Genomic DNA, 18,615 nt, shown 5'->3' with positions numbered 1-18,615 from the left:
ACAGCTCCACGGGACGGGGTGGAGCTGGCTCCACCATCGACAGGGGCACGCGCGGGATGGTTGCCGCCGATCCCGCCGACCTACCGTCCTCACGTCGGAAAACGTGGGACGGAAGGCGAGTCATGATGACACGGCAGCAGCTGGTCGCGGTGGGTGAGACGGGCACGGAGCACGCCGTGCGGCTGGAGGCGGCGACGATGGTCTACGGCTCGGGGGCCGGCCGCGTCACCGCGCTCAAGGCGGTCACCACCGGGCTGCCGCGCGGTGTCCTGACCGCCGTGATGGGGCCGTCCGGCTCGGGCAAGAGCACCTTCCTGCACCTGGCCGCCGGGCTCGACCGGCCCACGTCCGGACGGGTGCTGCTCGGCGGCACCGACCTCTCCGGGCTGTCCGAGACCAAGCTCACCGAGCTGCGCCGGGACCGCATCGGCTTCGTCTTCCAGGCGTACAACCTGATCCCGTCGCTGACCGTGGCCGACAACATCACCCTCCCGCTGCGCTTCGCCGGGCGCTCGGCCGAACCCGCGTGGTTGATGGAGATCGCGAGCGCGGTCGGCCTCGGCGGGCTGCTCGGCCGTCGCCCCAACCAGCTCTCGGGCGGCCAGCAACAGCGCGTCGCGATCGCCCGCGCACTGATCACCAGGCCTGACGCGGTCTTCGCCGACGAGCCGACGGGCGCGCTCGACACGACCACAGCCGCGGAGGTGCTGCGGCTGCTGCGGGAGCTCGTCGACACGCGAGGGCAGACGGTCGTGATGGTCACCCACGACCCCGTCGCCGCGTCCTACGCGCACCGCGTGCTGTTCCTGGCGGACGGCACGATCGTCGACGAGCTCGCGGCTCCGACCCCGGATGCCGTGGCGGCGCGCATGACTCACCTGGGGCGGCGGGCATGAAGATCGCGTGGCAGTCGGTGCGCTCGCACCGCACGAGCTTCGTCTCCGCGTTCCTGGCAGTGCTCGGCGGCGTCGTGCTGATCACCGCGTGCGGTGTGCTGTTGCAGTCAGGTCTGTTCGCGGGAATCGCACCGCAGCGCTACGCGGGCGCGCCGGTCGTGGTCGGCGCGTCGCAGTCCGTCACGGTGCCGGTCAAAGAGGACATCGACCCCGTCGAATGGTTGCCCGAGCGCGCCGTGGTGCCGGAGAACATCGTCACCGCCGTGGCCACTGCGCCCGGAGTGCGGGAAGTCGTTGGCGACGTCAGCTTCTCCGCGCGCGTGGTCACGCAGGACAACCAGGTGATCGGAATGTCCGCTCACGGCTGGGGTTCGACCAAGATCACGCCAGTCACGTTGAGCGCAGGGACGGCGCCCGCCACGGGCGAGGTGGTGCTGGGCGCTGACTTCGCCAAGGTCGGCGATCGCGTGCGCATCGCGACAGATGGCGCCCCGGTGGACTACCGGGTGAGCGGTCTCGTGCCGGGCGGCGGCCTGTTCTTCAGCGACGTCCAAGCTCGCGCGCTGTCCCGTGGGATCACTGCCGTCGCCGCGTTCCCGCAACCGGGCGTCAAGGACTCCGCTCTCGTCGCGAACATCGAGAAAAACTTGGCGGAGAAGGGCTTCGCCGATCGTGCCCTGGTCAAGTCGGGAGTGGGCAGAGGCGAGATCGAATTCCTCAGCGCCGCCCAGTCGCGCTTCGTGCTGATGATGGTCTCGGGCTCGTTCAGCGGCTTCGTCCTGATGATCGTGATCTTCGTCGTGGCGAGCACGTTGTCCCTGATGGTGCACCAGCGGCGGCGGGAGATCGCGTTGCTGCGCGCGATCGCGGCGACACCTCGGCAGATCCACCGGATGCTCGCCGCCGAGGTGCTCGTGGTGACGGGTGCCGCGATCGCGATCGGCCTGCTGCCCGGCTACTTCCTCGCATACGCGCTGCGCGACGGCCTCGCGGGCATCGGCGTGATCGCCGAGGGCTTCGTGCTGTCCATCGGCCCGGTTCCCGCGCTCGCCTCCGCCGTCGCTTGCCTGGCCGCGGCGAGGATCGCGGTGTGGTCGGCTGCCCGGCGCGGTGTGCGCGTGTCCCCGGTGGAGGCGCTCCGAGAGTCCACTGTGGAGCGTCCGGAGATCGGGCGCACGCGGACGATCATCGGCTGCGTCCTGGTCGGCATGGCTCTCGCCGCCGTGGTGGCAACGGGTTTCGTGCCCGCGAAGCTCACCGTCGTGCCCGCCGGAGTCTCCTCGCTGCTCGCCGTGATCGGCATCGGGCTCCTCGGCCCCAAGGTGATGGCGATCCTCACCCGGGTCGCCGGAGCGCGCGTGCTGAACGGCCGACGGGTGTCGAGCTATCTCGCGGCCGCGAACAGCACCGCCGGTTCTCGTCGGCTGGCCGCCGCGGTCACGCCGCTCGTGCTCACGATCGGCTTTGCGACGAGCCAGTTCTACACGCAGAGCACGCTGATCGACGCCACCCAGGTCCAGGCCCGCGCGGCAACCGTCGCCGACTTCGTGGTGACCGGTCAGGCGGGAGGCGTCTCTGCTTCGCTGGCCGCCGCCGCGCGCGACATTCCCGGCGTCGCCGCGTCCACCCCGCTGGTCGGCACGGAGGTCGTCGCGATCGACCGCGACGCGGTGCAGGAACCGCTGTCCCGCTCAACCGCGTACGGCGTCGACTCCTCCGCCTCGTCGGCGCTGAATCTTCCCGTCTCCTCCGGTGCTTTCGCCGATCTGCGAGGCGACACCGTTGCGCTCAGCGAGACCGAGGCTTCGTGGCTCGGCAAGCGCCTCGGCGGCCGCGTCGAACTCGTCCTGGGCGACGGCACCACGATCAACCCACGCGTCGCCGCGGTGTTCGAGGGGAACCTCGGCTTCGGCGACGTCCTCCTACCCGCCGATGTGGTCCTGCCCCACACCACGGATCGGCTGGCCGACGCGGTCCTGGTGTCAGTCGCGCCGAACGCCGACCACGCCTCCGTCGCGGCCGCGCTGCGTGGACTCGCGTCGCAGCACCCGGGCTCGATCGTCGGAGACCGCGAGGCGCTGAGCGTGGCCCAGGACAACCAGCTGGAGGCCAACGCGTGGTTGAACCGGCTGCTGCTCGGCCTGGTGCTGGCGTACGTCGCGCTCGCGTCGGCGACCACGCTCGTCACCGTGACGACCGGCCGGGCCCGCGAGTTCGCCCTGTTGCGCCTCGTCGGCGGGACGCGGCGGCAGATCGCCAGGATGCTGCGCACCGAGACGGTGATCATCGTGAGCATCGCGGTCGTCCTCGGCACGGTGGTCGCGGCGATCCCGGTGACCGTGCTCGCGATGCGGCTCACCGCCGTCCCTCTGCCGTCAGGAACGCCGTGGGTGTTCGCCGGAATCGTCGCCGCGACGGTGCTGACCGGCGTGCTCTCGATCCGGCTTCCGGGCCGACGAGTCACCCGCGCACATCCGCTCCATTCGCTTCGGTCGGGCGCTTCCTAATTCGTTTGCCCGCCGCACGCGAACTGCCGATGATGTGTGCACAACAAGCAGCCAGGGGGATGGTCATGACAGCTCGGGCTCCCCTAGAGGCGTAGCCGCGTCATGACCAGGGAGCCGCCCCCGATTTCCCGGGGGCGGCTCCCTTCATTTCCACCACTCGAAAGAACCGCCGCCGGGCCGTCCCGAGCTGTTGTCGAAGAGGCACCTACGTACAGCCTGCCCGAGCAGCACCAGCACGGATGAGCGCCACCACAGGGTGATCACGCTGGTGCTCGTGTTCCTGGAGTCCAAGAGGCAGCCCGACACGAAGTCGTCGCGTGCTTTGACGGTCGAGGTCTCTCGTCCGGCGCGTTCTGGTTTTTGGTCCTTCGGTCTCAATTTCATTTCCCACTGAAACAATCGTGATTGTCGAGACCTTCGGGCCAGCCACTTGGCACCTCGTCTACGACTGCGCCGACCGCGAGACCCACTACGCCGGACAGCGTCGCCATCGCCCAAGCCTGGCGAACACGGAACTAGTGACCGTCGAGAACGCGGGCCACTGGCGCCTGCTCCACGAGCAGAACACGATCACCCGCGCCGTCGAGTTCGCCTCTGTCCGCGCTTCGCAGGAGCGTGCCGGCTAGCCACGCCCTAGATGTACTGATCACTGAGGTTGCGAGCGGTTCGACGCGTAGGCGGATGATCTTGGACTGAGGGAGGGCCTCCGGGTTCGGTGTGGATTGCGACGTCTACACCGACCGACGGAGGCCCTCGTGACCCACGCTAACGCACCGCTGACTCCGCTGGGCAGGCTGCGTCTGGCCAGGTGTGTGGTGCATGATCGCTGGCCGCTACGACGGGCCACTGAACGGTTCCAGGTGTCGGTGAGCACGGCGAAACGGTGGGCTGACCGCTACCGGGACGAGGGTGAGTCGGGCATGGCGGACCGGTCCTCACGTCCACACGCCAGTCCTGGTCGCACCCCGACCCGGATCGAACGGCGGATCATCAAGGTCCGCCTGGCCCGGCGGCGGGGACCAGCCCGGATCGCGTTCCTGCTGCGGCTGGTGCCCTCGACCGTGCACCAAGTGCTGATGCGATTCGGCCCTGCCTGGCTGACTCACCTCGACCGAGCCACCGCGCAACCGGTGCGCCGCTACGAACGCGCGGCCCCCGGAGAGTTGGTTCACGTCGACATCAAGAAGCTCGGCAATATCCCCGAGGGCGGCGGGCACCGGGTCACAGGGCGTCAGGCAGGGCAGCGTCATCGCACCCGTACGCCGGGAATATCCCTCGACCGCAACGGCAACAGTCACGTCGGCTACAGCTACTTGCACAACGCCGTGGACGACCACTCACGGCCGGCCTACAGCGAAATCCTGCCCGATGAGAAGAAGGAGACCGCGGTCGCCTTCTGGCAGCGAGCCCAGATCTCTTTACCACCAACGGCATCACCGTCGAGCGAGTGCTCACCGACAACAGTTCCTGCTACAAGTACTTGCTCTGGCGCGACATGCCGACCACGGCCGGGATCACCCACAAACGCACCCGCCCCTACCGACCACAGACCAACGGCAAGGTAGAACGCTTCAACCGCACCCTGCTCGACGAGTGGGCCTACGCCCGACCCTACCGATCCGAGACCGAACGACGAACCGAACTGCCGCGGTGGCTGCACACCTACAGTCACCACCGCGGCCACACCACGCTCGCAGGCCAACCACCCGCCAGCCGCGTTCCAAACCTCTCAGGTCAGTACACCTAGAAGGGCGCGGGTTCGGCGATGGGTTCGAGTTCGGTCTCGATCACCCTGCCACTCGGCGTCGTCCACACATGCGTCCCATCCGGCCGGTTCTCACAGGACCAGTTCGAGTGCGTCTTCATCCGGTGATGGTGCCTGCACTTCGGCCGCAGATTCGCAACCGTGGTGTTGCTGCCATCGAAGGGACAACAATGATCCACGTCGCAACGGTGCGCCGGTTGGTTGCAGCCGACCATCGTGCACGTCGGATACCGCGCGTTGATCAACTCCCGTTGCGCCGGGGTGGGCCGGTAGGTGGTGATGTGCTCGGCCATCCCGCTCACCGGGTCGGTGAGGATGCGCTTCCAGATCCCATTCGCCGCGACATCCGCCACGATCTCCGCGGGCAGCGGCCCGTACCCGGCCAGCATCACCGGGTCCCTGGTCAAGCCCAGGATGTTCGTGATCGGCATCGTCAGGTTCACACACACCTCACCCTGCGGGGCGGGTGTTTCCCTGCCCATCAACAAATCCGCCGCGACATCCGACCGCTTCTGATCCAGCGTTCGGTCATCCTTCGGCAACGCCCGCGCGATCCGGTCGATCCGATCGAAAGCCAAGGCCGCGTCGAGCGCGGGCAGCACGACGCGCAAGGAGCACATGCCATCGTCAAGGTTGAACTTCTCCACCAACCGCTGCTTGCGCTTCTCCTCATAACGCCGCAACGCCGCCTCGGCATCCAGCTTGAGGATGAAACGCCGGGCATAGCGTTGAGAGGCGGTGTAGTTGTGCGACGCCGCATGCGCAATCAACACCGGCTCGGCGATCGCCTGGTTGGCCGCGTCCAGGACACTGACCTGATCGATGATCATCAACGCCTTGCCCTCATCGATCCGACCCTCCGACAACGCTTCCAACACCGCCGGGTGCTCTACCAGCGACATGGCGCGGTCGATGAGCTTGTTGCCCTTGACCTGGGAAACACGCAGCAGCGGCATCAGGACATCCCCGGCATACTGCTGCACTTGCGGGTCGAGGTCGTCATAGAGCTTCATCAGGGTTAAGGCGAAGTCCGCGACGGCCTTACCTATAGCTGCGTAGGCGGCCACGAGGTCGTCTTCGATATCGGCAGGGGCCATACTCCTATTTTAGCGTCTGCAAATAGTGGATCATGGCTCTACGGAGTGAACTTTCCCTTACGCGGCAAGGGAAACCAGGTTCCAGCCGCCGCAAGCCGGGGCTGCCAGTCGAGGCTTTACCTGGGGTGCGCGTGCCATACGCTTCCCGCGAGGGCCGGAGTTTCATCCCGTGCCCCTGAAAGGCCCAGGGGCACGCGCAAGGGGCCCCAGGTCAAGCCGACCCCACGCCGGAACCAGCCACCCCCGCTGGGAAACAGCCAACCCCACGCCGGAACCAGCCACCCCCGCTGGGAAACAGCCAACCCCACGCCGGTACCGGCGCAAGCTGCAGCCCAGCCGTACCCGACTAAAAGCCCCCCACCACACCAACATCCCGAGAAAACCGCGGATCGATCTCGTAGTGATCCGAGTACTGACTGCTGAACCCCACCACGCGCACCCAGTCCCCGACCGCGAGCCGACCGACCCCGATCCCGGTCCGCGTGTTGACGAAGACGACCACCTCACCCGACCCGTCGTCGACGTACACCTTGTGCCCGTAGGGCAAATCGTTCTCCACCGGCTTGGTGATCTTCGCGATCGCCTGCACGAGGCGGCCTTCGGTGGACTCGCCGACGGCAGCGGTGCGGACGGGCTCGGGGAGCACGGGAGCTCCCCATCGGCCGAGCGCGACGCCGTTCGCGGACGGGACGATCGTGAGCAGGCCCGAGCTGTCGGTGAGCACGCCGGTCACCCGCGCTCGGCGGCCGGGGCGGACGCCGAGGTCGGACGCCGTCTTGACGTAGATCCCCGCGCTGCGGTCCTGCAGCGCGAACCCCTTGTCGTAGAAGCTCGATTCGAAAGCTCCGCTCGGCGTGGTCGCGGTGCCCTCGACGGTCACGGTCGTTCCGAGCGGCAGCGCGCGGGCATCGGCGATGGGCTGCGCCGCGGAGGCGGAGGCCGGAACAGCGAAGAGCGCGATCAGCGCCACGGTGGCCGACAGGCGGGCCAGGACAGCGAACATGTCACCAGGGTGGCAGCCCCGCAAATGGCGTACAACGCTTCCCAGGTTCTCCTACCGAAGTAGGTATGCCGAGCCCACGTTCCCCGGGCAAGCGGGAACCGGCGCCCGATCCCCGGAATGGCGGGTACCCAGGCGTTGATATCGATCCCTAACCTCCCGCGGCAGCAGTCCGGCCCCCACCGTGAGCCACCGTGGGCGAGCGGTTCTGCCCACAGAACCCCTGCAGCAACTAGGGAGAACGTCATGAAGCCGACAACCGCGCTCCGCTGTGCCGGAACCGCGCTCTTGGCGATCACGTCCGCGGCGGCCCTCACCATGCCCGCCACGGCCTCGCCCGTCGCCTCCCCGCAGATGCTCACCGCGATGCAACGCGACCTCGGCCTCACCGCCGAGCAGGCCAACGCCAGGGCCGCGAACGAGATGAAGGCGGCCGAGGTCGACGCGCAGCTGCGCGGCCTGCTCGGCGCCAGCTACGCGGGTTCGCACTTCGCCAACGGCAACCCCGAGCTCATCGTGTCGGTGACCGACGCGAGCAGGGTCGGCACGATCCGCGCCGCCGGCGTCGAGGCCAGGGTGGTCGCGCGCAGCTCGGCGCAGCTCGACGCGATCATGTCCACTTTGGACGCCGCGGACAAGCAGGCGAAGGGGGTCAGCGGCTGGTTCGTCGACACGGTCAACAACCGGGTCGTGGTGACCGCCAGGACCGTCGCGGACGGCGAGCGGTTCATCAAGGCCAGCGGCGCCGACCCGGCCGCGGTCGCGGTCGAGCAGAGCGACGTCGAGATGCGGACCCTCCACGACACCCGGGGCGGCGACGCCTACCACCTGATGTTCGGCCTGGCGCGGTGCTCGATCGGGTTCTCCGTCCAGGGCGGCTTCGTCACCGCCGGGCACTGCGGTCCCGCCGGTGAGGCGACCTGGGGTCACAACATGGTCGCGTCGGGCACGGTCCGCGGGTCGAGCTTCCCGGGCAACGACTACGGCTGGGTCGGCACGAACTCGAACTGGGTCTCGCGCGGCGTGGTGAACCGCTACAACGGCGGCACGGTCGCCGTGAAGGGCTCCACCGAGGCGGCTGTGGGCGCGTCGGTCTGCCGCTCCGGTTCCACCACGGGCTGGCGCTGCGGCGTCATCCAGGCGAAGAACCAGACGGTGGTCTACCAGCAGGGCACGGTCAAGGGCATGACCAAGACCAACGCCTGCGCCGAGGGCGGCGACTCCGGTGGCTCCTGGCTCGCGGGCAACCAGGCCCAGGGCGTGACCTCCGGTGGCTCCGTCGAGGGCTGCAAGGCTCCGGCGACGACCTTCTTCTTCCCGGTCAACCCGATCCTCAAGGCGTACGGCCTGCGGCTGGTCACCAGCTGACGCGCGGCGGGCACCCGCGCACCTCGTGGGTGCCCGCCCCCGTCCCGTCAGCCGACGCCCGCCGGGTTGTCGATGACGTAGCGCCACCGCCCGTCCGCCTCGCGCCGCAGGACATCGGTCGCGGTCCCCACCATGCCGATGCCCTCCAGCGCCCAATCCACGATGAGCAGCGCGATATCGCCCGCCACGTAGCAGCGCCGGACCTCGGCGGACATGCGCGCGCCGCGATCCATCAGGTACTGCGTCGCGGCGGTGCGCGCGGGACCGGAAACGGGATGACCGGGCACCGGTACCAGCAGGCCGTCGTCGGCGTAGAACTCGTCGACGGCGGCGGCGTCTCCCCGGTTGAACAGCTCGACCCACTCGGCGATGTGCTGTCGCAGAACGTCATGATCAGTCGTCATGACCCCGAAATCGTATCGTGGCTATGGTCGAACGGGTGCCTGATCCGACGATCTACAGCGAACACGCCACGACCTACGCGACCTTTTCCGAGCGCAACGCCCCTAACGCGCACTACGACCGGCCCGCGATCCTGCGGCTGGCAGGCGATGTCTCCGGCAAGCGCGTCCTGGAACTCGGCTGCGCTGCCGGGGTGCTCACCGAACAGCTCGTCGCCCGGGGAGCCGACGTGCTCGCCCTCGACCGCGAACCCCGGATGGTCGAGATCGCACGGCAGCGGCTGGGCGATCGCGCCCGCGTCGAAACGGCCGATCTGGAACAACCGCTGGCCCTCGTGCCGACCGGCGGCATCGACCTGGTCGTGGCATCGCTGGTGCTGCACTACGTCGAGGACTGGACGCCCTTGTTCGCCGAGCTGAGCCGGTGCCTGGCTCCCGGTGGGGCCTTCGTCTTCTCCATCCACCACCCGGTCACCGGCTGGATGCTGTCCGACCAGAGCGACTACCACCGGGTCGAGTTGGTCAGCGAGACCTGGGACTGGGACGGCAGCCGGGTCACCGCGCAGATGTACCGGCGCCCGTTCTCCGCGATCTTCGCCGAGCTGAGCCGGGCCGGGTTCACCGTGGAGGTCGTCGACGAACCGCGGCCCGAGCCCGGCCCGGACGTGCACCCCCGGATGTTCGAGGTGCTCAACACCAAACCGGTGTTCCTCTACGTCCGAGCCGTGCTCGCTAGCTGAGCGCGGCCAGCCGCCGCTGCACCGCGGCGATGGTCGCCTCGGTCGTGACGAGCGGGTGCGGCTCGATCGTCACGTGGTCGACGAGCGCGACGAAGCTCAGCACGTTCTCCCGCTGCACGACGAAGAACTGCAGGTAGTTGGTGTTCGGTGAGAACTGGTAGCCGGAGGCGCCGAAGTCGTAGCCCCACACGTCGACCCCGGACACGGTGCCGACCTTCCGGACGTTCTTGATGTAGAGGCTGCCCCCGTGCGGATCGACGGGGATCTCGCAGGTTGCGATCCTCTGCCGCCACTCGGCGAGCACGGCGTCGGCGCGCGCTCGGTACGGGAAGCGCAGCACGGTGTTGTCGAGGGTGTGGCCGAGGTTGCCTTCGCCCTTCTTCGCGCTGCTGGCCCCGTCGTAGCCGTCGCTCTCACCGAAGGGGTGCGTCACCCCCGGCCAGCAGGGCGGCGCCTGCCGGGACCAGTGCGGCCCGGTCCTCGGGCGGGCCCGGACCTCGTTCCAGGGAGTGCCGACCGCGGGCAGTTCGCCGGCGGTGAGCACCACGGACGGCGGCAATGGCGCCTCGGCGGGCCTCGCCTCCGCCGCGCCCGTCAGGGTCAGGGTCAGCACCGCCGCGAACGCGGCCGCCCGCCGGACGAGCATTCCTCTGGCATTGTTCGACATTCCTTGCGTCTCCTCCTCGGGGAAAGAGGAGAAAAGTAGTTGAATTCTCTATCGACGCGCGACGTCCATCCGGCGCAGCGAATGCCACTGGAACAAGGGACTGGACGCGCCGCTCACCTTGGGGTGAATGGCGGTCGACTCCGGTCGCCCCGTTCGTATCCTGCGGATCATGTCTGCGACCGGAACACGGAAAATCCCGTTCGGCCCCACCGGCCTGGGGACCTCGGCGGCGCGCCCGCGACCGCAGAGCACGCCCACCGGGGACCACCGGGCAATGTTGGCCGAGGTAGCGCGGGCCGGATATCCGCAGCAGATCCAACGACTCACCGAAGGGTTCTCCCCCGGTGTCGACGAGGGCGACGTCGAATCGGAGGCGCGGGCACTCGTGGCGGAACTCCAGGAACTGGGCGTGGAATGCGACCAGCGCCTGGCGCGGTATCTCTGCACCTTCCGCCGCCTCGTGCTGCCGGTCGAGGACGACGCGTTGGGCCTGGACCTGAGCCGGACCTACCTGTATCCGACGATCATCGACGACGCTTGCGGTCGCAGGCATTCAGAGGTGTTCCGGACGCTGGGCACGGGCATGATGAAGGGCATCGTGACGCCGGCGCGGCACCGCGCGGCGGCGGACTCGTCGCTCACCCCGAACTCGGCGGCCGTGGACTACATGTTCAACCGGATCGCCGAGCACTGCGACGCGGACTTCCTGAGCACGCACAAGGCGTTCTTCTACCAGTCGTTCATTGGCATCATGTTCGAGTCGCAGTACGCGGCGGACGCGTCCGACCAGATCGACACCGAGTACGTGCGGAACCGGACCGGGTTCTGCGAGTACTACTTCAGCTCGCTGGCGCTGGCTTACGACTGCCTGGACTTCACCGGCAATCTGGCGTTCTGGGGCGCCGCGCTCGGCCGCATGGTGGACTACCTCAACGATCTCAACGACCTGATCTCCTGCTACAAGGAATTCCTCGAAGGGGATTTCCCGGCCAACACCGTGTTCCGCCGGGCGGCACATCGGGGAACGTCTTTCCTGGATGCCTACGCCTGGACGTTCGACCGGGGAATGTCCGCCTACCGACGAATTCTCGAACTGGCGAACCCGGAACAACGGCCGCACGTGGAGCGTTACCTCAAGGGATACATCCACTGGCACCTGACGTGCGGCCGATACCGGTGGGAAGAGTTCTCGCGGCTGGCCACCACCTAGCCGTTTCGCACTCGGACCACCGCCTTCCCCTGCCGGAGACGTTTCCGCCCGGGCCGAATCATCCGTACGTGTCGCGGCCGCTGACGCTCGCACAACTGGTTGCACCGGCAAGCACACCGGTGTCCCACTTCATACGGGCAAACAAATAGAACGCGGAGAATTCTCCACCATGAGGGTGCCTATGTACATCCCACGGGGAGCCGCTACCCTTCACCGCCGTGCCGCCGAATTCCCGGAACACAATGCCCAACCGCACCGGTCACGTCTAGCGGGCATTGGCCGCGAATCGCCTCGGGGTGTCCGCGGTGACGTATTTCGCCATCGCCGTCGGCGCGCCGCTCACAATCATGGCCGGGGCGGTGAGCACCGGTTACGCCATCACCGGGCAGATCGGCATCCCGCTGGGGTTCGTGCTGATGGGCGTGGTGCTGGGCCTGTTCTGCGTCGGCTACGTGACCATGGCCCCGCACGTGCCCAACGCGGGCGCGTTCAACGCCTACATCAGCAAGGGGCTCGGCAGGCCCGCCGGTGTCGCGGGCGGCTGGGCGTCGCTGATCGCCTACAACACGATGCAGATCGGCTTCTTCGGCGCCCTCGGCGACGCCACCGAACCGCTGTTCCGCGGCTGGTTCGGGCTGGAGCTGGCCTGGTGGGCGTACTCGCTCGCCGGCTGGGCCATCGTGGCCTACCTGGGGCTGCAGCACATCGACCTCAACGGCCTCGTGCTGTGCGTGCTGATGATCGCCGAGTGCCTGGTGATCATCGTCTACAGCATCGCGAACCTGGCCAACCCGGCGGCCGGTGCGGTCACCGTGGACACTCTGTCCCTGGGCAACCTGTTCGCCCCGGGCGTCGGCGTCCTCTTCGCCATCGCCATCCTGGGCTTCGTCGGTTTCGAGACCACGGTCGTCCTCTGCGAGGAGGCCAGGAGCCCGCGCCGGACCGTCCCGGTGGCCACCTACCTCTCGCTCGGCGCGATGACCCTGCTCTACGCGCTGGGCTCGTGATCGATGAGCGTGGCGACCGGACCCGGCCAGATCGCCGCCCTCGCGCACACCCACGGCTCCAACCTGATCTTCGACCTGGCCGGGGACAACCTCGGCGGCGTGTGGGTGGTCATCGGCAGGCTGCTCTACGTGACCAGCGTGCTGGCCGCGCTGATCGCCTTCCACAACACCACGGCGCGCTACGCCTTCTCCCTCGGCCGCGAGCGGCTGCTGCCCTCCGCGCTCGGCACGACCTCCCAGCGCACCAGCTCCCCCCGGCTCGGTTCGCTCGCGCAGAGCGCCGTCGCGGGTACGGTGATCGTCATCTACGGCCTGGCGGGCGGGCACCCCGTGCGCGACCTGTTCTTCATCTGGACCGCCTCGGGCAGCCTGGGAATCCTGATGCTCATCGCCACCACCTCGGTGGCCATCGTGGTGTTCTTCGCCCGCGAGGACACCGGGGAGAGCGCGTGGCGCCGCGTCGTCGCCCCGGTGCTGGCCGCCGCCGGGTGCCTGACCGCGGTGGTGCTGGTGCTGGCCAACTTCGACAAGATGCTCGAGGTCGACGACAGCTCGCCGCTGCGGTGGGGTGTTCCCGGGGTCTACCTGGTCATCGCCGTGCTCGGCGTGCTCTGGGGAGTGCGGCTGCGCGGACGGCGTCCCGACATCTACGCGACGATCGGCCTCGGCGCGAAGAGCGCGGCCGGAACCGGCCTGGGAATGCTCACCGACGAAGGGACCACACGGCGCCTGCGCTGACGGCGCCGAGCGCCAGGGCGAGGGCGTCCCGGGTCCGCTCCTCGGTGGGAACGTCCCGGCCCAGCTCCTCGGCCCACTGCCGGAGGGAGGTCGTGGGCTCGGCCAGCCCGCAGGCCGTGAAGCGTTCGTAGGCGCTCATGTCCGGGTCGACGTTCAGCGCGAAACCATGCGTGCTGACGCCACCGCGGATGCGCATGCCGATCGCGGCGATCTTGCGGTCGTCCGGCGTCCAGACCCCGATCAGGCTGGTGCTGCCGGGTGGCGTGTCGCGGCGGCGGGCGGGGAAACCGAGGTCGGCGAGCGCGGCGATGATGCCGTTCTCCATCCAGCGCACCACATCGGCCGGTCCGCGTTCCCTGACGTTGGCGACGAGGTAGCCGACGATCTGACCGGGCCCGTGGTAGGTGGCCAGGCCACCCCGGTCGACGGACACGGTCGGCAGGTCAGTTGGAAGGTGCTCCCGCGGGGTCCGCGGGCCGTACGTGACGACCGGCGGGTGCGACAGCAGGAAGAGCCGGTCCCCAGCGGTGCCCGCCCGGCACTGCTCCGCCCACTCCTCCATCGCCCGCACCGCCGCGTCGTAGGGCAGCTCGCCGAGATCGACCCGCGCCAGTGATCGGAACCCCTTCATCGCTCACTCCCAGGTCCAGCCGCCAGCCCGACAGCTCTGCCGCACACGCCGTGCCCCCGTGAGCCGGAGTGCACGCCGAGGACGAGTTCGTCACATCGGACAGTCGATGCGCGCAGCGTCACGACGCTATCGGTCAGCCTCGGCGCGTGAGTCACCGGCGCTCGTCCAGCAGTCGCAGCACGGTGGTGGACCACTCGATGTTCGCCTGCTCGTAGGCCCGTCCGCCCAGCAACGTCAGGTAGGGCCCGATCCCCTCCGCTTCGCGCACGTACTCGTCCTCGTCCCGGCCGTCGAGCAGGTCCGCACGGAGCCGGTCATAGCGGGCGAGTTTGGCGCGCGCCTGCTCCAACCGCACGGACATGGCTTCGTACAGGGCTTCCTGGTCCCCGGCATCCAGTGCGCGCAGCTTCACCAGGAGGTCGTCGCGCATCGCGGCCGGACGGGTCGGCTCAGCGGTGAACGCCCGCAGCTCAGCGCGGCCGGTCGCGGTGAGGGTGAACACGCGCTTGTTCGGCCGCCGCTCCTGCGCCACGACCCGGCCGCTGACCAGTCCTGCCCGCTCCAGCTGGTCGAGTTCGCGGTAGAGCTGCTGCGGCGTGGCGGACCAGAAGTTCGCCACGGACACGTCGAAGCGCTTCGCCAGCTCGTAGCCGGACGCGTCCCCGTCCAGCAGCGCGGCGAGGACCGCGTGGCGCAGAGCCATCTGTTCACCCTTCCCGCGGCGGGCTAGTCTCGATGACACCTATTCAACTTGTTGACTATCCGGGAGGCAAGCCGTGCGTGCGTTCCGACTCGCGGTCGAGGCACAGGACATGGAGGCGGCCGTCGCGCTGCTCGCCGACGACGTCGTCTTCCGCAGCCCTGTCGTCTTCCGCCCCTACCAGGGCCGCGAAGCGGTCGCAACGATCCTCCGCGCCGTCTTCCGGGTGTTCGAGGACTTCCGCTACGAGCGCGAGATCGGCGCCCCGGGCGCCGCGGACCAGGTGCTCGTCTTCCGCGCCCGTGTCGGGGAACGCGAGATCGAGGGCGCCGACTTCCTGCACCTCGACGACAACGGCCGCATCGGCGAGTTCACCGTGATGGTCCGCCCGCTCAGCGCGGCGCACGCCCTGGCCGACGCGATGCGAGCGGAGCTCGCGCGATGACGCCGCCCCACCTCGACGAGCACACCATCCTCATCGACGCAGCCCCCGAGGCGGTCTGGGCCGCGCTCGGCGATGCGCTCGACCGCACCTTCTCGGGCACCGTCGCGGAGAACTACGCGCGGCTCGTCGGCTGCCCGGACCACGCCGCGTCGGGACCCCGCCCGCTGTCCGAGGGCTCGACGATCGCCGGATTCCGCGTAACCGCAACGGCGCCGCCCGCCGAGTTGGTCCTCGAAGGACGGCACCGCTTCTCCACCTACGCCCTCATCTTCCGCGTGGACCGCGTCGGCCCGAACCGATCACGGCTGCGCGCGGAGAGCCGGGCCGCCTTCCCCGGTGTGGCGGGCCGCCTCTACCGCGCGCTCGTCGTCGGGACCGGAGGCCACGTGTTCGGCGTGCGCAGGCTGCTCTCCGGCGTCGCTCGGGCCGCCGCGCGGTAGGCGTTCAGCGGGTGCCGGAGGCGATGACGATCGGGGCCATGCCGAAGAAGCGGTCGCGCTCGGCCCGGTCGAGCTGATCGGCCAGCCAGGACGCCCCGTCCGGATCGTTCGAGGCGCGCCGCAGCAGGTGCATCATCGCGTCGGCCCTGGTGAACACCGCGAGCCGTCCCTCGACCTCGACATCGCGGAAGCCCGCGTCCAGCAACAGGTTCCGCGAGCGGCGCGCGATCATGGGATGCGGAACGCCCTCGGACAGCGCCGCCAACAGGCGACGGGTCAGCACCGGCTCGTCCGAGTCGACCGCGATACCGCCCCAGTCCTGGCCCAGCACCACGATCCGCCCGCCCGGTGCCAGCACCCTGGCCGCCTCGGCCATCGCGGCCGCCGGATCGGGCACGGCGTGCAGCACCTTGTCGGCCCGGTACCCGCGCAACGAGGCGTCCGCGTGCGGCAGTGCCTCCGCCGAGCCGAGGAGGAACTCCTCGCGCGGGTAGCGCTGTCGCGCGATCTCGATCATCTCCGGGTTCGGGTCCACCCCGGCGGCCGCGGTGCCGAGCGCGGCGAGTTCGGCCACCGCGAGCCCGCTGCCGCAGCCCACGTCGAGCACGGCGTCCCCCGCCCCGGCGCCCAGGAGCTCGTAGGACCGCTGCCGCAGGTCCACCGCGGCGGGCATCGCGTCGAGGCGGTCGAGTGCGTGGATCAAGTCGTTGACCATGCGCCGAGCGTGCAATTTCATGTCGACATGAAGTCAAGCATCACGATCGGGGAACTCGCCGGGCGGTTCGGGCTGGCCACGCACGTGCTCCGGCACTGGGAGTCGATGGGCCTGCTCGAACCGTCCCGCCAGTCGGGCGGGCACCGCAGGTACGGCGAGCACGACCTGGAACGCGTGATGTTCATCCTCAAGGCCAAGGACGTCGGCCTGACCCTGGAGGACATGCGCGAGTTCCTGCACGCGCCCGCCGGTGCCGACCGCCTCGCCCTGCTCAGGAACCAGCGAGCCCGGCTCGAAGAACGCGTGCGCGCCGCCCAGCAGGCACTGGAACTGCTCGCCCACGTGCTGCGGTGCGAGCACGAGGACGTCATGGACTGCCCGAACTTCCGTGCGATGCTGCGCTCCTAGGGCTTGCGGCCTATCCCGGCCTGCAGGAGCAGGCCGACGTCCTCGTGCCGCCCCGCGTCGGTCGGCCGCTCCGACTCCCAGTGCGCCACGCCCGTGAGCCCGGGCGCGACCATCTCGAAGTCGCCGAACAACCGGGCGATCTCCACACGGGTTCGCGGGTGGACGTTGTTCTGGGACTCCTTCATCAGCTCCGCCATCTGCCCGACGCGGACGGGCAGGCCGTCGCTGGAGAGATGACTGACCGCCAGGTAGCTGCCCCGCATGATCGCCTCCCGGTACCGAGCGGCAGCACCGAAGGGGTCCTGCCGCTCGGAGACGTAGTGGAAGACGGTGGCCGCGAGCACGCCGACCGGCTGACCGAAGTCGAGCATCCTCCTGGTCTCCGGCGCCCCGAGTACGTCGTCGGGCCGCGCGGCGTCGGCGTGCACGATCGTGGCCCGATCGCTGTCCCGGAGCATCAACCGCGTGTGCGCGACAGCGACGTCGTCGCAGTCCACGTAGACGACCCGGGTGCCCTCCCCCGCGATCTCGTGCACGTTGCCCACGGTGGGAATGCCCGAGCCGAGGTCGAGGAACTGGCGGATGCCGCGCTCCAGCATGAACTGCACGGCGCGGCGCACGAACGTCCGGTTGATCACCGCCAGCTCGCGCCCGAACGGGTGTGCGGCCAGCGCGCGCTCGGCGAACACGCGATCCACCTCGAAGTTGTGCCCGCCCCCGAGGAAGTAGTCGTAGACGCGCGCCGCGCTCGGCCTGCTCAGGTCGATCCCGTCCGGAATCCAGTCCGCCATGACTACTCCTTATGGCGCAGTCGCCGCGCGGCCAAACCGCTTCGCTCAGGGCTGAAGCCGCGCGGGCGGGCTCAGCGGAAGCCGTACGAGCCGACCTCGCTGAGCGTGGTCATCACCGGCGGTTCCTCGCAGCGCTCCTCCAGCGTCGAACGGTAGCGCTGGAACGCCTCCAGCTGCCCCAGCACCGCGGTGCCCTCCGCCAGCTCCGCGAAGGCCACGAAGGTGACCCCGTCCTCCAGCTGGAAGGTCGCGTACCGCAGGCCCTGCGGCCGGGCCTCGCCCAGCTGCGCGTACAGCTCGCGCAGCAGCGCCAGGTTGCGCTCCACCTCGGTCGGCTTGATCTTGCACCGGAACATCACGTGCACGGCGGTCTCCTCCGCTCGACAGTTTTCATACAACACACTGTCTTTCGAAATACACCGTGTCAAGCGAATGCTAGGGTTCCCGTCATGGCGACCCGCAGGTACGAGCAGCGGCTGCGCGCGGAGTCGGCGGAGCAGACCCGGCGCCGCATCCTCGACGCCCTCGTGCAGCGCCTGCGCGAGGCACCGGCCGAACCGGTCAGCGTGGACCGCGTCGCCAAGATCGCCCGTGTCGCGCGGCCCACCGTCTACGCGATCTTCGGGTCACGCGCAGGCCTGTTCGAGGCCTTCGGCGTGGACCTGGTGCAGCGCAGCGGATTCGACCGCATGCTCGAAGCATCGGCCCACCCCGACGCGCGCCAGGCCCTGCGCGGCGCGATCGAGGGCGTCGTCTCCATGTACGCCGCCAACCGCCACGAGATGCGCGTGCTGTCGTCGATGGCCCTGCTCGACGCCGCCGCTGCCGGTGGCGCCGTCCAGCAGATGGAGCAGGGCCGGTCCGACGGCATGGCGCGTCTCGCCCGACGCTTGAGCGACCAGGGAGTTCTGCGCGCCGACGTCACCGTCGACCAGGCAACCGATCTGCTCTGGCTGCTCACGAGCTTCGACAGCTTCGACGCGCTCCACACCGGGCGGGCCCGCTCCGCTCCCGCTGTCGCGCGGACCTTGATCGCCACCGCCGAGCGCGGCCTGTGCGACGCGCACCCCGGATGAAGCCCTTGCGCGA

Annotated in this window: 21 protein-coding genes and 1 pseudogene; 13 read left to right on the top strand and 9 right to left on the bottom strand. The window is 69.3% G+C overall.

Annotated elements, in window-relative coordinates:
- The first annotated feature begins 125 nt into the window (after nt 1–125).
- From BLT28_RS07420 to BLT28_RS07405, 4 genes and pseudogenes are all read left to right on the top strand, one after another.
- Nucleotides 126–896, top strand: a complete 771-nt coding sequence (locus BLT28_RS07420) for an ABC transporter ATP-binding protein (RefSeq protein ID WP_030433408.1) — start codon at nt 126–128, stop codon at nt 894–896.
- Nucleotides 893–3,403, top strand: coding sequence for an FtsX-like permease family protein (locus tag BLT28_RS07415; RefSeq protein WP_030433409.1), 2,511 nt, complete (start codon nt 893–895; stop codon nt 3,401–3,403). The genes BLT28_RS07420 and BLT28_RS07415 overlap by 4 nt, the downstream gene beginning before the upstream one ends.
- Nucleotides 3,404–3,804: 401 nt before the next feature.
- A complete protein-coding gene (locus tag BLT28_RS07410) occupies nt 3,805–4,029 on the top strand; it encodes a hypothetical protein (RefSeq protein ID WP_083383684.1) in 225 nt (74 codons plus the stop codon).
- Between the two features lie 129 nt (nt 4,030–4,158).
- Nucleotides 4,159–5,150: pseudogene (locus BLT28_RS07405) on the top strand (IS481 family transposase).
- Here BLT28_RS07405 and BLT28_RS07400 read toward each other — a convergent pair.
- Together BLT28_RS07400 and BLT28_RS07395 are read right to left on the bottom strand one after the other, a co-directional pair.
- A complete protein-coding gene (locus BLT28_RS07400; protein WP_083383683.1) occupies nt 5,147–6,265 on the bottom strand; it encodes an HNH endonuclease signature motif containing protein in 1,119 nt (372 codons plus the stop codon). The pseudogene BLT28_RS07405 and the gene BLT28_RS07400 sit on opposite strands and share 4 nt — an antisense overlap.
- A gap of 346 nt (nt 6,266–6,611) precedes the next feature.
- Nucleotides 6,612–7,268 carry a single stranded DNA-binding domain-containing protein gene (locus BLT28_RS07395; protein WP_052407840.1) on the bottom strand — a complete coding sequence of 219 codons (657 nt, stop codon included), beginning with the start codon at nt 7,266–7,268 and terminating at the stop codon, nt 6,612–6,614.
- Between the two features lie 243 nt (nt 7,269–7,511).
- Between BLT28_RS07395 and BLT28_RS07390 the strand changes: the two genes are divergently transcribed.
- Nucleotides 7,512–8,633, top strand: coding sequence for a S1 family peptidase (locus BLT28_RS07390; RefSeq protein WP_030432049.1), 1,122 nt, complete (start codon nt 7,512–7,514; stop codon nt 8,631–8,633).
- Between the two features lie 47 nt (nt 8,634–8,680).
- Here BLT28_RS07390 and BLT28_RS07385 read toward each other — a convergent pair whose 3' ends face one another.
- Entirely contained in the window at nt 8,681–9,037 is a 357-nt protein-coding gene (locus BLT28_RS07385) for a YybH family protein (protein WP_030432050.1), read from the bottom strand.
- A 35-nt stretch (nt 9,038–9,072) separates the two neighbouring features.
- Between BLT28_RS07385 and BLT28_RS07380 the strand changes: the two genes are divergently transcribed.
- Nucleotides 9,073–9,774, top strand: a complete 702-nt coding sequence (locus BLT28_RS07380; protein ID WP_172806504.1) for a class I SAM-dependent DNA methyltransferase — start codon at nt 9,073–9,075, stop codon at nt 9,772–9,774.
- On the opposite strand, the gene BLT28_RS07375 is transcribed toward BLT28_RS07380, so the two are convergent.
- Nucleotides 9,767–10,441, bottom strand: a complete 675-nt coding sequence (locus BLT28_RS07375; protein WP_156051417.1) for a sensor domain-containing protein — start codon at nt 10,439–10,441, stop codon at nt 9,767–9,769. The genes BLT28_RS07380 and BLT28_RS07375 overlap by 8 nt on opposite strands.
- A 169-nt stretch (nt 10,442–10,610) precedes the next feature.
- Here BLT28_RS07375 and BLT28_RS07370 point away from each other — a divergent pair, with 169 nt between their 5' ends.
- From BLT28_RS07370 to BLT28_RS41275, 3 genes are all read left to right on the top strand, one after another.
- The gene (locus BLT28_RS07370; RefSeq protein WP_156051419.1) at nt 10,611–11,651 is read left to right on the top strand and encodes an isoprenoid biosynthesis enzyme family protein; all 1,041 of its coding nucleotides are present in this window, start codon (nt 10,611–10,613) and stop codon (nt 11,649–11,651) included.
- Nucleotides 11,652–11,956: 305 nt separating this feature from the next.
- Nucleotides 11,957–12,658 carry an APC family permease gene (locus BLT28_RS41280; protein WP_197683990.1) on the top strand — a complete coding sequence of 234 codons (702 nt, stop codon included), beginning with the start codon at nt 11,957–11,959 and terminating at the stop codon, nt 12,656–12,658.
- A gap of 3 nt (nt 12,659–12,661) precedes the next feature.
- A complete protein-coding gene (locus BLT28_RS41275) occupies nt 12,662–13,396 on the top strand; it encodes an APC family permease (protein WP_197683989.1) in 735 nt (244 codons plus the stop codon).
- Here BLT28_RS41275 and lipB read toward each other — a convergent pair.
- Together lipB and BLT28_RS07355 are read right to left on the bottom strand one after the other, a co-directional pair.
- Nucleotides 13,362–14,027, bottom strand: coding sequence for a lipoyl(octanoyl) transferase LipB (gene lipB / locus BLT28_RS07360; protein ID WP_030432054.1), 666 nt, complete (start codon nt 14,025–14,027; stop codon nt 13,362–13,364). The genes BLT28_RS41275 and lipB overlap by 35 nt on opposite strands.
- Nucleotides 14,028–14,178: 151 nt before the next feature.
- Nucleotides 14,179–14,730 carry a PadR family transcriptional regulator gene (locus BLT28_RS07355; protein ID WP_030432055.1) on the bottom strand — a complete coding sequence of 184 codons (552 nt, stop codon included), beginning with the start codon at nt 14,728–14,730 and terminating at the stop codon, nt 14,179–14,181.
- Nucleotides 14,731–14,803: 73 nt separating this feature from the next.
- On the opposite strand from BLT28_RS07355, the gene BLT28_RS07350 reads away from it, so the two are divergent.
- On the top strand, nt 14,804–15,172 hold the full coding sequence (locus tag BLT28_RS07350; RefSeq protein ID WP_030432056.1) for a nuclear transport factor 2 family protein: 369 nt from the start codon (nt 14,804–14,806) through the stop codon (nt 15,170–15,172).
- A complete protein-coding gene (locus BLT28_RS07345; protein WP_030432057.1) occupies nt 15,169–15,612 on the top strand; it encodes a hypothetical protein in 444 nt (147 codons plus the stop codon). The genes BLT28_RS07350 and BLT28_RS07345 overlap by 4 nt, the downstream gene beginning before the upstream one ends.
- A gap of 4 nt (nt 15,613–15,616) precedes the next feature.
- On the opposite strand, the gene BLT28_RS07340 is transcribed toward BLT28_RS07345, so the two are convergent.
- The gene (locus BLT28_RS07340; protein ID WP_030432058.1) at nt 15,617–16,327 is read right to left on the bottom strand and encodes a methyltransferase domain-containing protein; all 711 of its coding nucleotides are present in this window, start codon (nt 16,325–16,327) and stop codon (nt 15,617–15,619) included.
- Nucleotides 16,328–16,354: 27 nt separating this feature from the next.
- On the opposite strand from BLT28_RS07340, the gene BLT28_RS07335 reads away from it, so the two are divergent.
- Complete coding sequence (locus tag BLT28_RS07335; protein WP_030432059.1) at nt 16,355–16,735, top strand: MerR family transcriptional regulator; 381 nt, start codon at nt 16,355–16,357, stop codon at nt 16,733–16,735.
- On the opposite strand, the gene BLT28_RS07330 is transcribed toward BLT28_RS07335, so the two are convergent.
- Together BLT28_RS07330 and BLT28_RS07325 are read right to left on the bottom strand one after the other, a co-directional pair.
- A complete protein-coding gene (locus BLT28_RS07330) occupies nt 16,732–17,526 on the bottom strand; it encodes an SAM-dependent methyltransferase (protein WP_030432060.1) in 795 nt (264 codons plus the stop codon). The two genes, BLT28_RS07335 and BLT28_RS07330, sit on opposite strands and share 4 nt — an antisense overlap.
- Before the next feature lie 71 nt (nt 17,527–17,597).
- A complete protein-coding gene (locus BLT28_RS07325) occupies nt 17,598–17,891 on the bottom strand; it encodes a hypothetical protein (protein WP_030432061.1) in 294 nt (97 codons plus the stop codon).
- 84 nt (nt 17,892–17,975) lie between these two features.
- Between BLT28_RS07325 and BLT28_RS07320 the strand changes: the two genes are divergently transcribed.
- Nucleotides 17,976–18,602 (top strand): TetR/AcrR family transcriptional regulator, encoded by a 627-nt coding sequence (locus tag BLT28_RS07320; protein ID WP_030432062.1) that lies wholly within the window; start codon nt 17,976–17,978, stop codon nt 18,600–18,602.
- The last annotated feature ends 13 nt before the right edge of the window (nt 18,603–18,615 follow it).

Source organism: Allokutzneria albata (assembly GCF_900103775.1).
Lineage (GTDB): Bacteria > Actinomycetota > Actinomycetes > Mycobacteriales > Pseudonocardiaceae > Allokutzneria > Allokutzneria albata.
This window is presented reverse-complemented; position numbering and strand designations above follow the sequence as displayed.

Bases quoted from the DNA above. Each gene is read 5' to 3' on its own strand.
- BLT28_RS07420 (WP_030433408.1), top strand. From the start codon at position 126: ATGACACGGCAGCAGCTGGTCGCGGTGGGTGAGACGGGCACGGAGCAC.
- BLT28_RS07415 (WP_030433409.1), top strand. From the start codon at position 893: ATGAAGATCGCGTGGCAGTCGGTGCGCTCGCACCGCACGAGCTTCGTC.
- BLT28_RS07400 (WP_083383683.1), bottom strand. From the start codon at position 6,265: ATGGCCCCTGCCGATATCGAAGACGACCTCGTGGCCGCCTACGCAGCT.
- BLT28_RS07395 (WP_052407840.1), bottom strand. From the start codon at position 7,268: ATGTTCGCTGTCCTGGCCCGCCTGTCGGCCACCGTGGCGCTGATCGCG.
- BLT28_RS07390 (WP_030432049.1), top strand. From the start codon at position 7,512: ATGAAGCCGACAACCGCGCTCCGCTGTGCCGGAACCGCGCTCTTGGCG.
- BLT28_RS07385 (WP_030432050.1), bottom strand. From the start codon at position 9,037: ATGACGACTGATCATGACGTTCTGCGACAGCACATCGCCGAGTGGGTC.
- BLT28_RS07375 (WP_156051417.1), bottom strand. From the start codon at position 10,441: ATGTCGAACAATGCCAGAGGAATGCTCGTCCGGCGGGCGGCCGCGTTC.
- BLT28_RS07370 (WP_156051419.1), top strand. From the start codon at position 10,611: ATGTCTGCGACCGGAACACGGAAAATCCCGTTCGGCCCCACCGGCCTG.
- BLT28_RS41275 (WP_197683989.1), top strand. From the start codon at position 12,662: ATGAGCGTGGCGACCGGACCCGGCCAGATCGCCGCCCTCGCGCACACC.
- lipB (WP_030432054.1), bottom strand. From the start codon at position 14,027: ATGAAGGGGTTCCGATCACTGGCGCGGGTCGATCTCGGCGAGCTGCCC.
- BLT28_RS07355 (WP_030432055.1), bottom strand. From the start codon at position 14,730: ATGGCTCTGCGCCACGCGGTCCTCGCCGCGCTGCTGGACGGGGACGCG.
- BLT28_RS07345 (WP_030432057.1), top strand. From the start codon at position 15,169: ATGACGCCGCCCCACCTCGACGAGCACACCATCCTCATCGACGCAGCC.
- BLT28_RS07340 (WP_030432058.1), bottom strand. From the start codon at position 16,327: ATGGTCAACGACTTGATCCACGCACTCGACCGCCTCGACGCGATGCCC.
- BLT28_RS07335 (WP_030432059.1), top strand. From the start codon at position 16,355: ATGAAGTCAAGCATCACGATCGGGGAACTCGCCGGGCGGTTCGGGCTG.
- BLT28_RS07330 (WP_030432060.1), bottom strand. From the start codon at position 17,526: ATGGCGGACTGGATTCCGGACGGGATCGACCTGAGCAGGCCGAGCGCG.
- BLT28_RS07320 (WP_030432062.1), top strand. From the start codon at position 17,976: ATGGCGACCCGCAGGTACGAGCAGCGGCTGCGCGCGGAGTCGGCGGAG.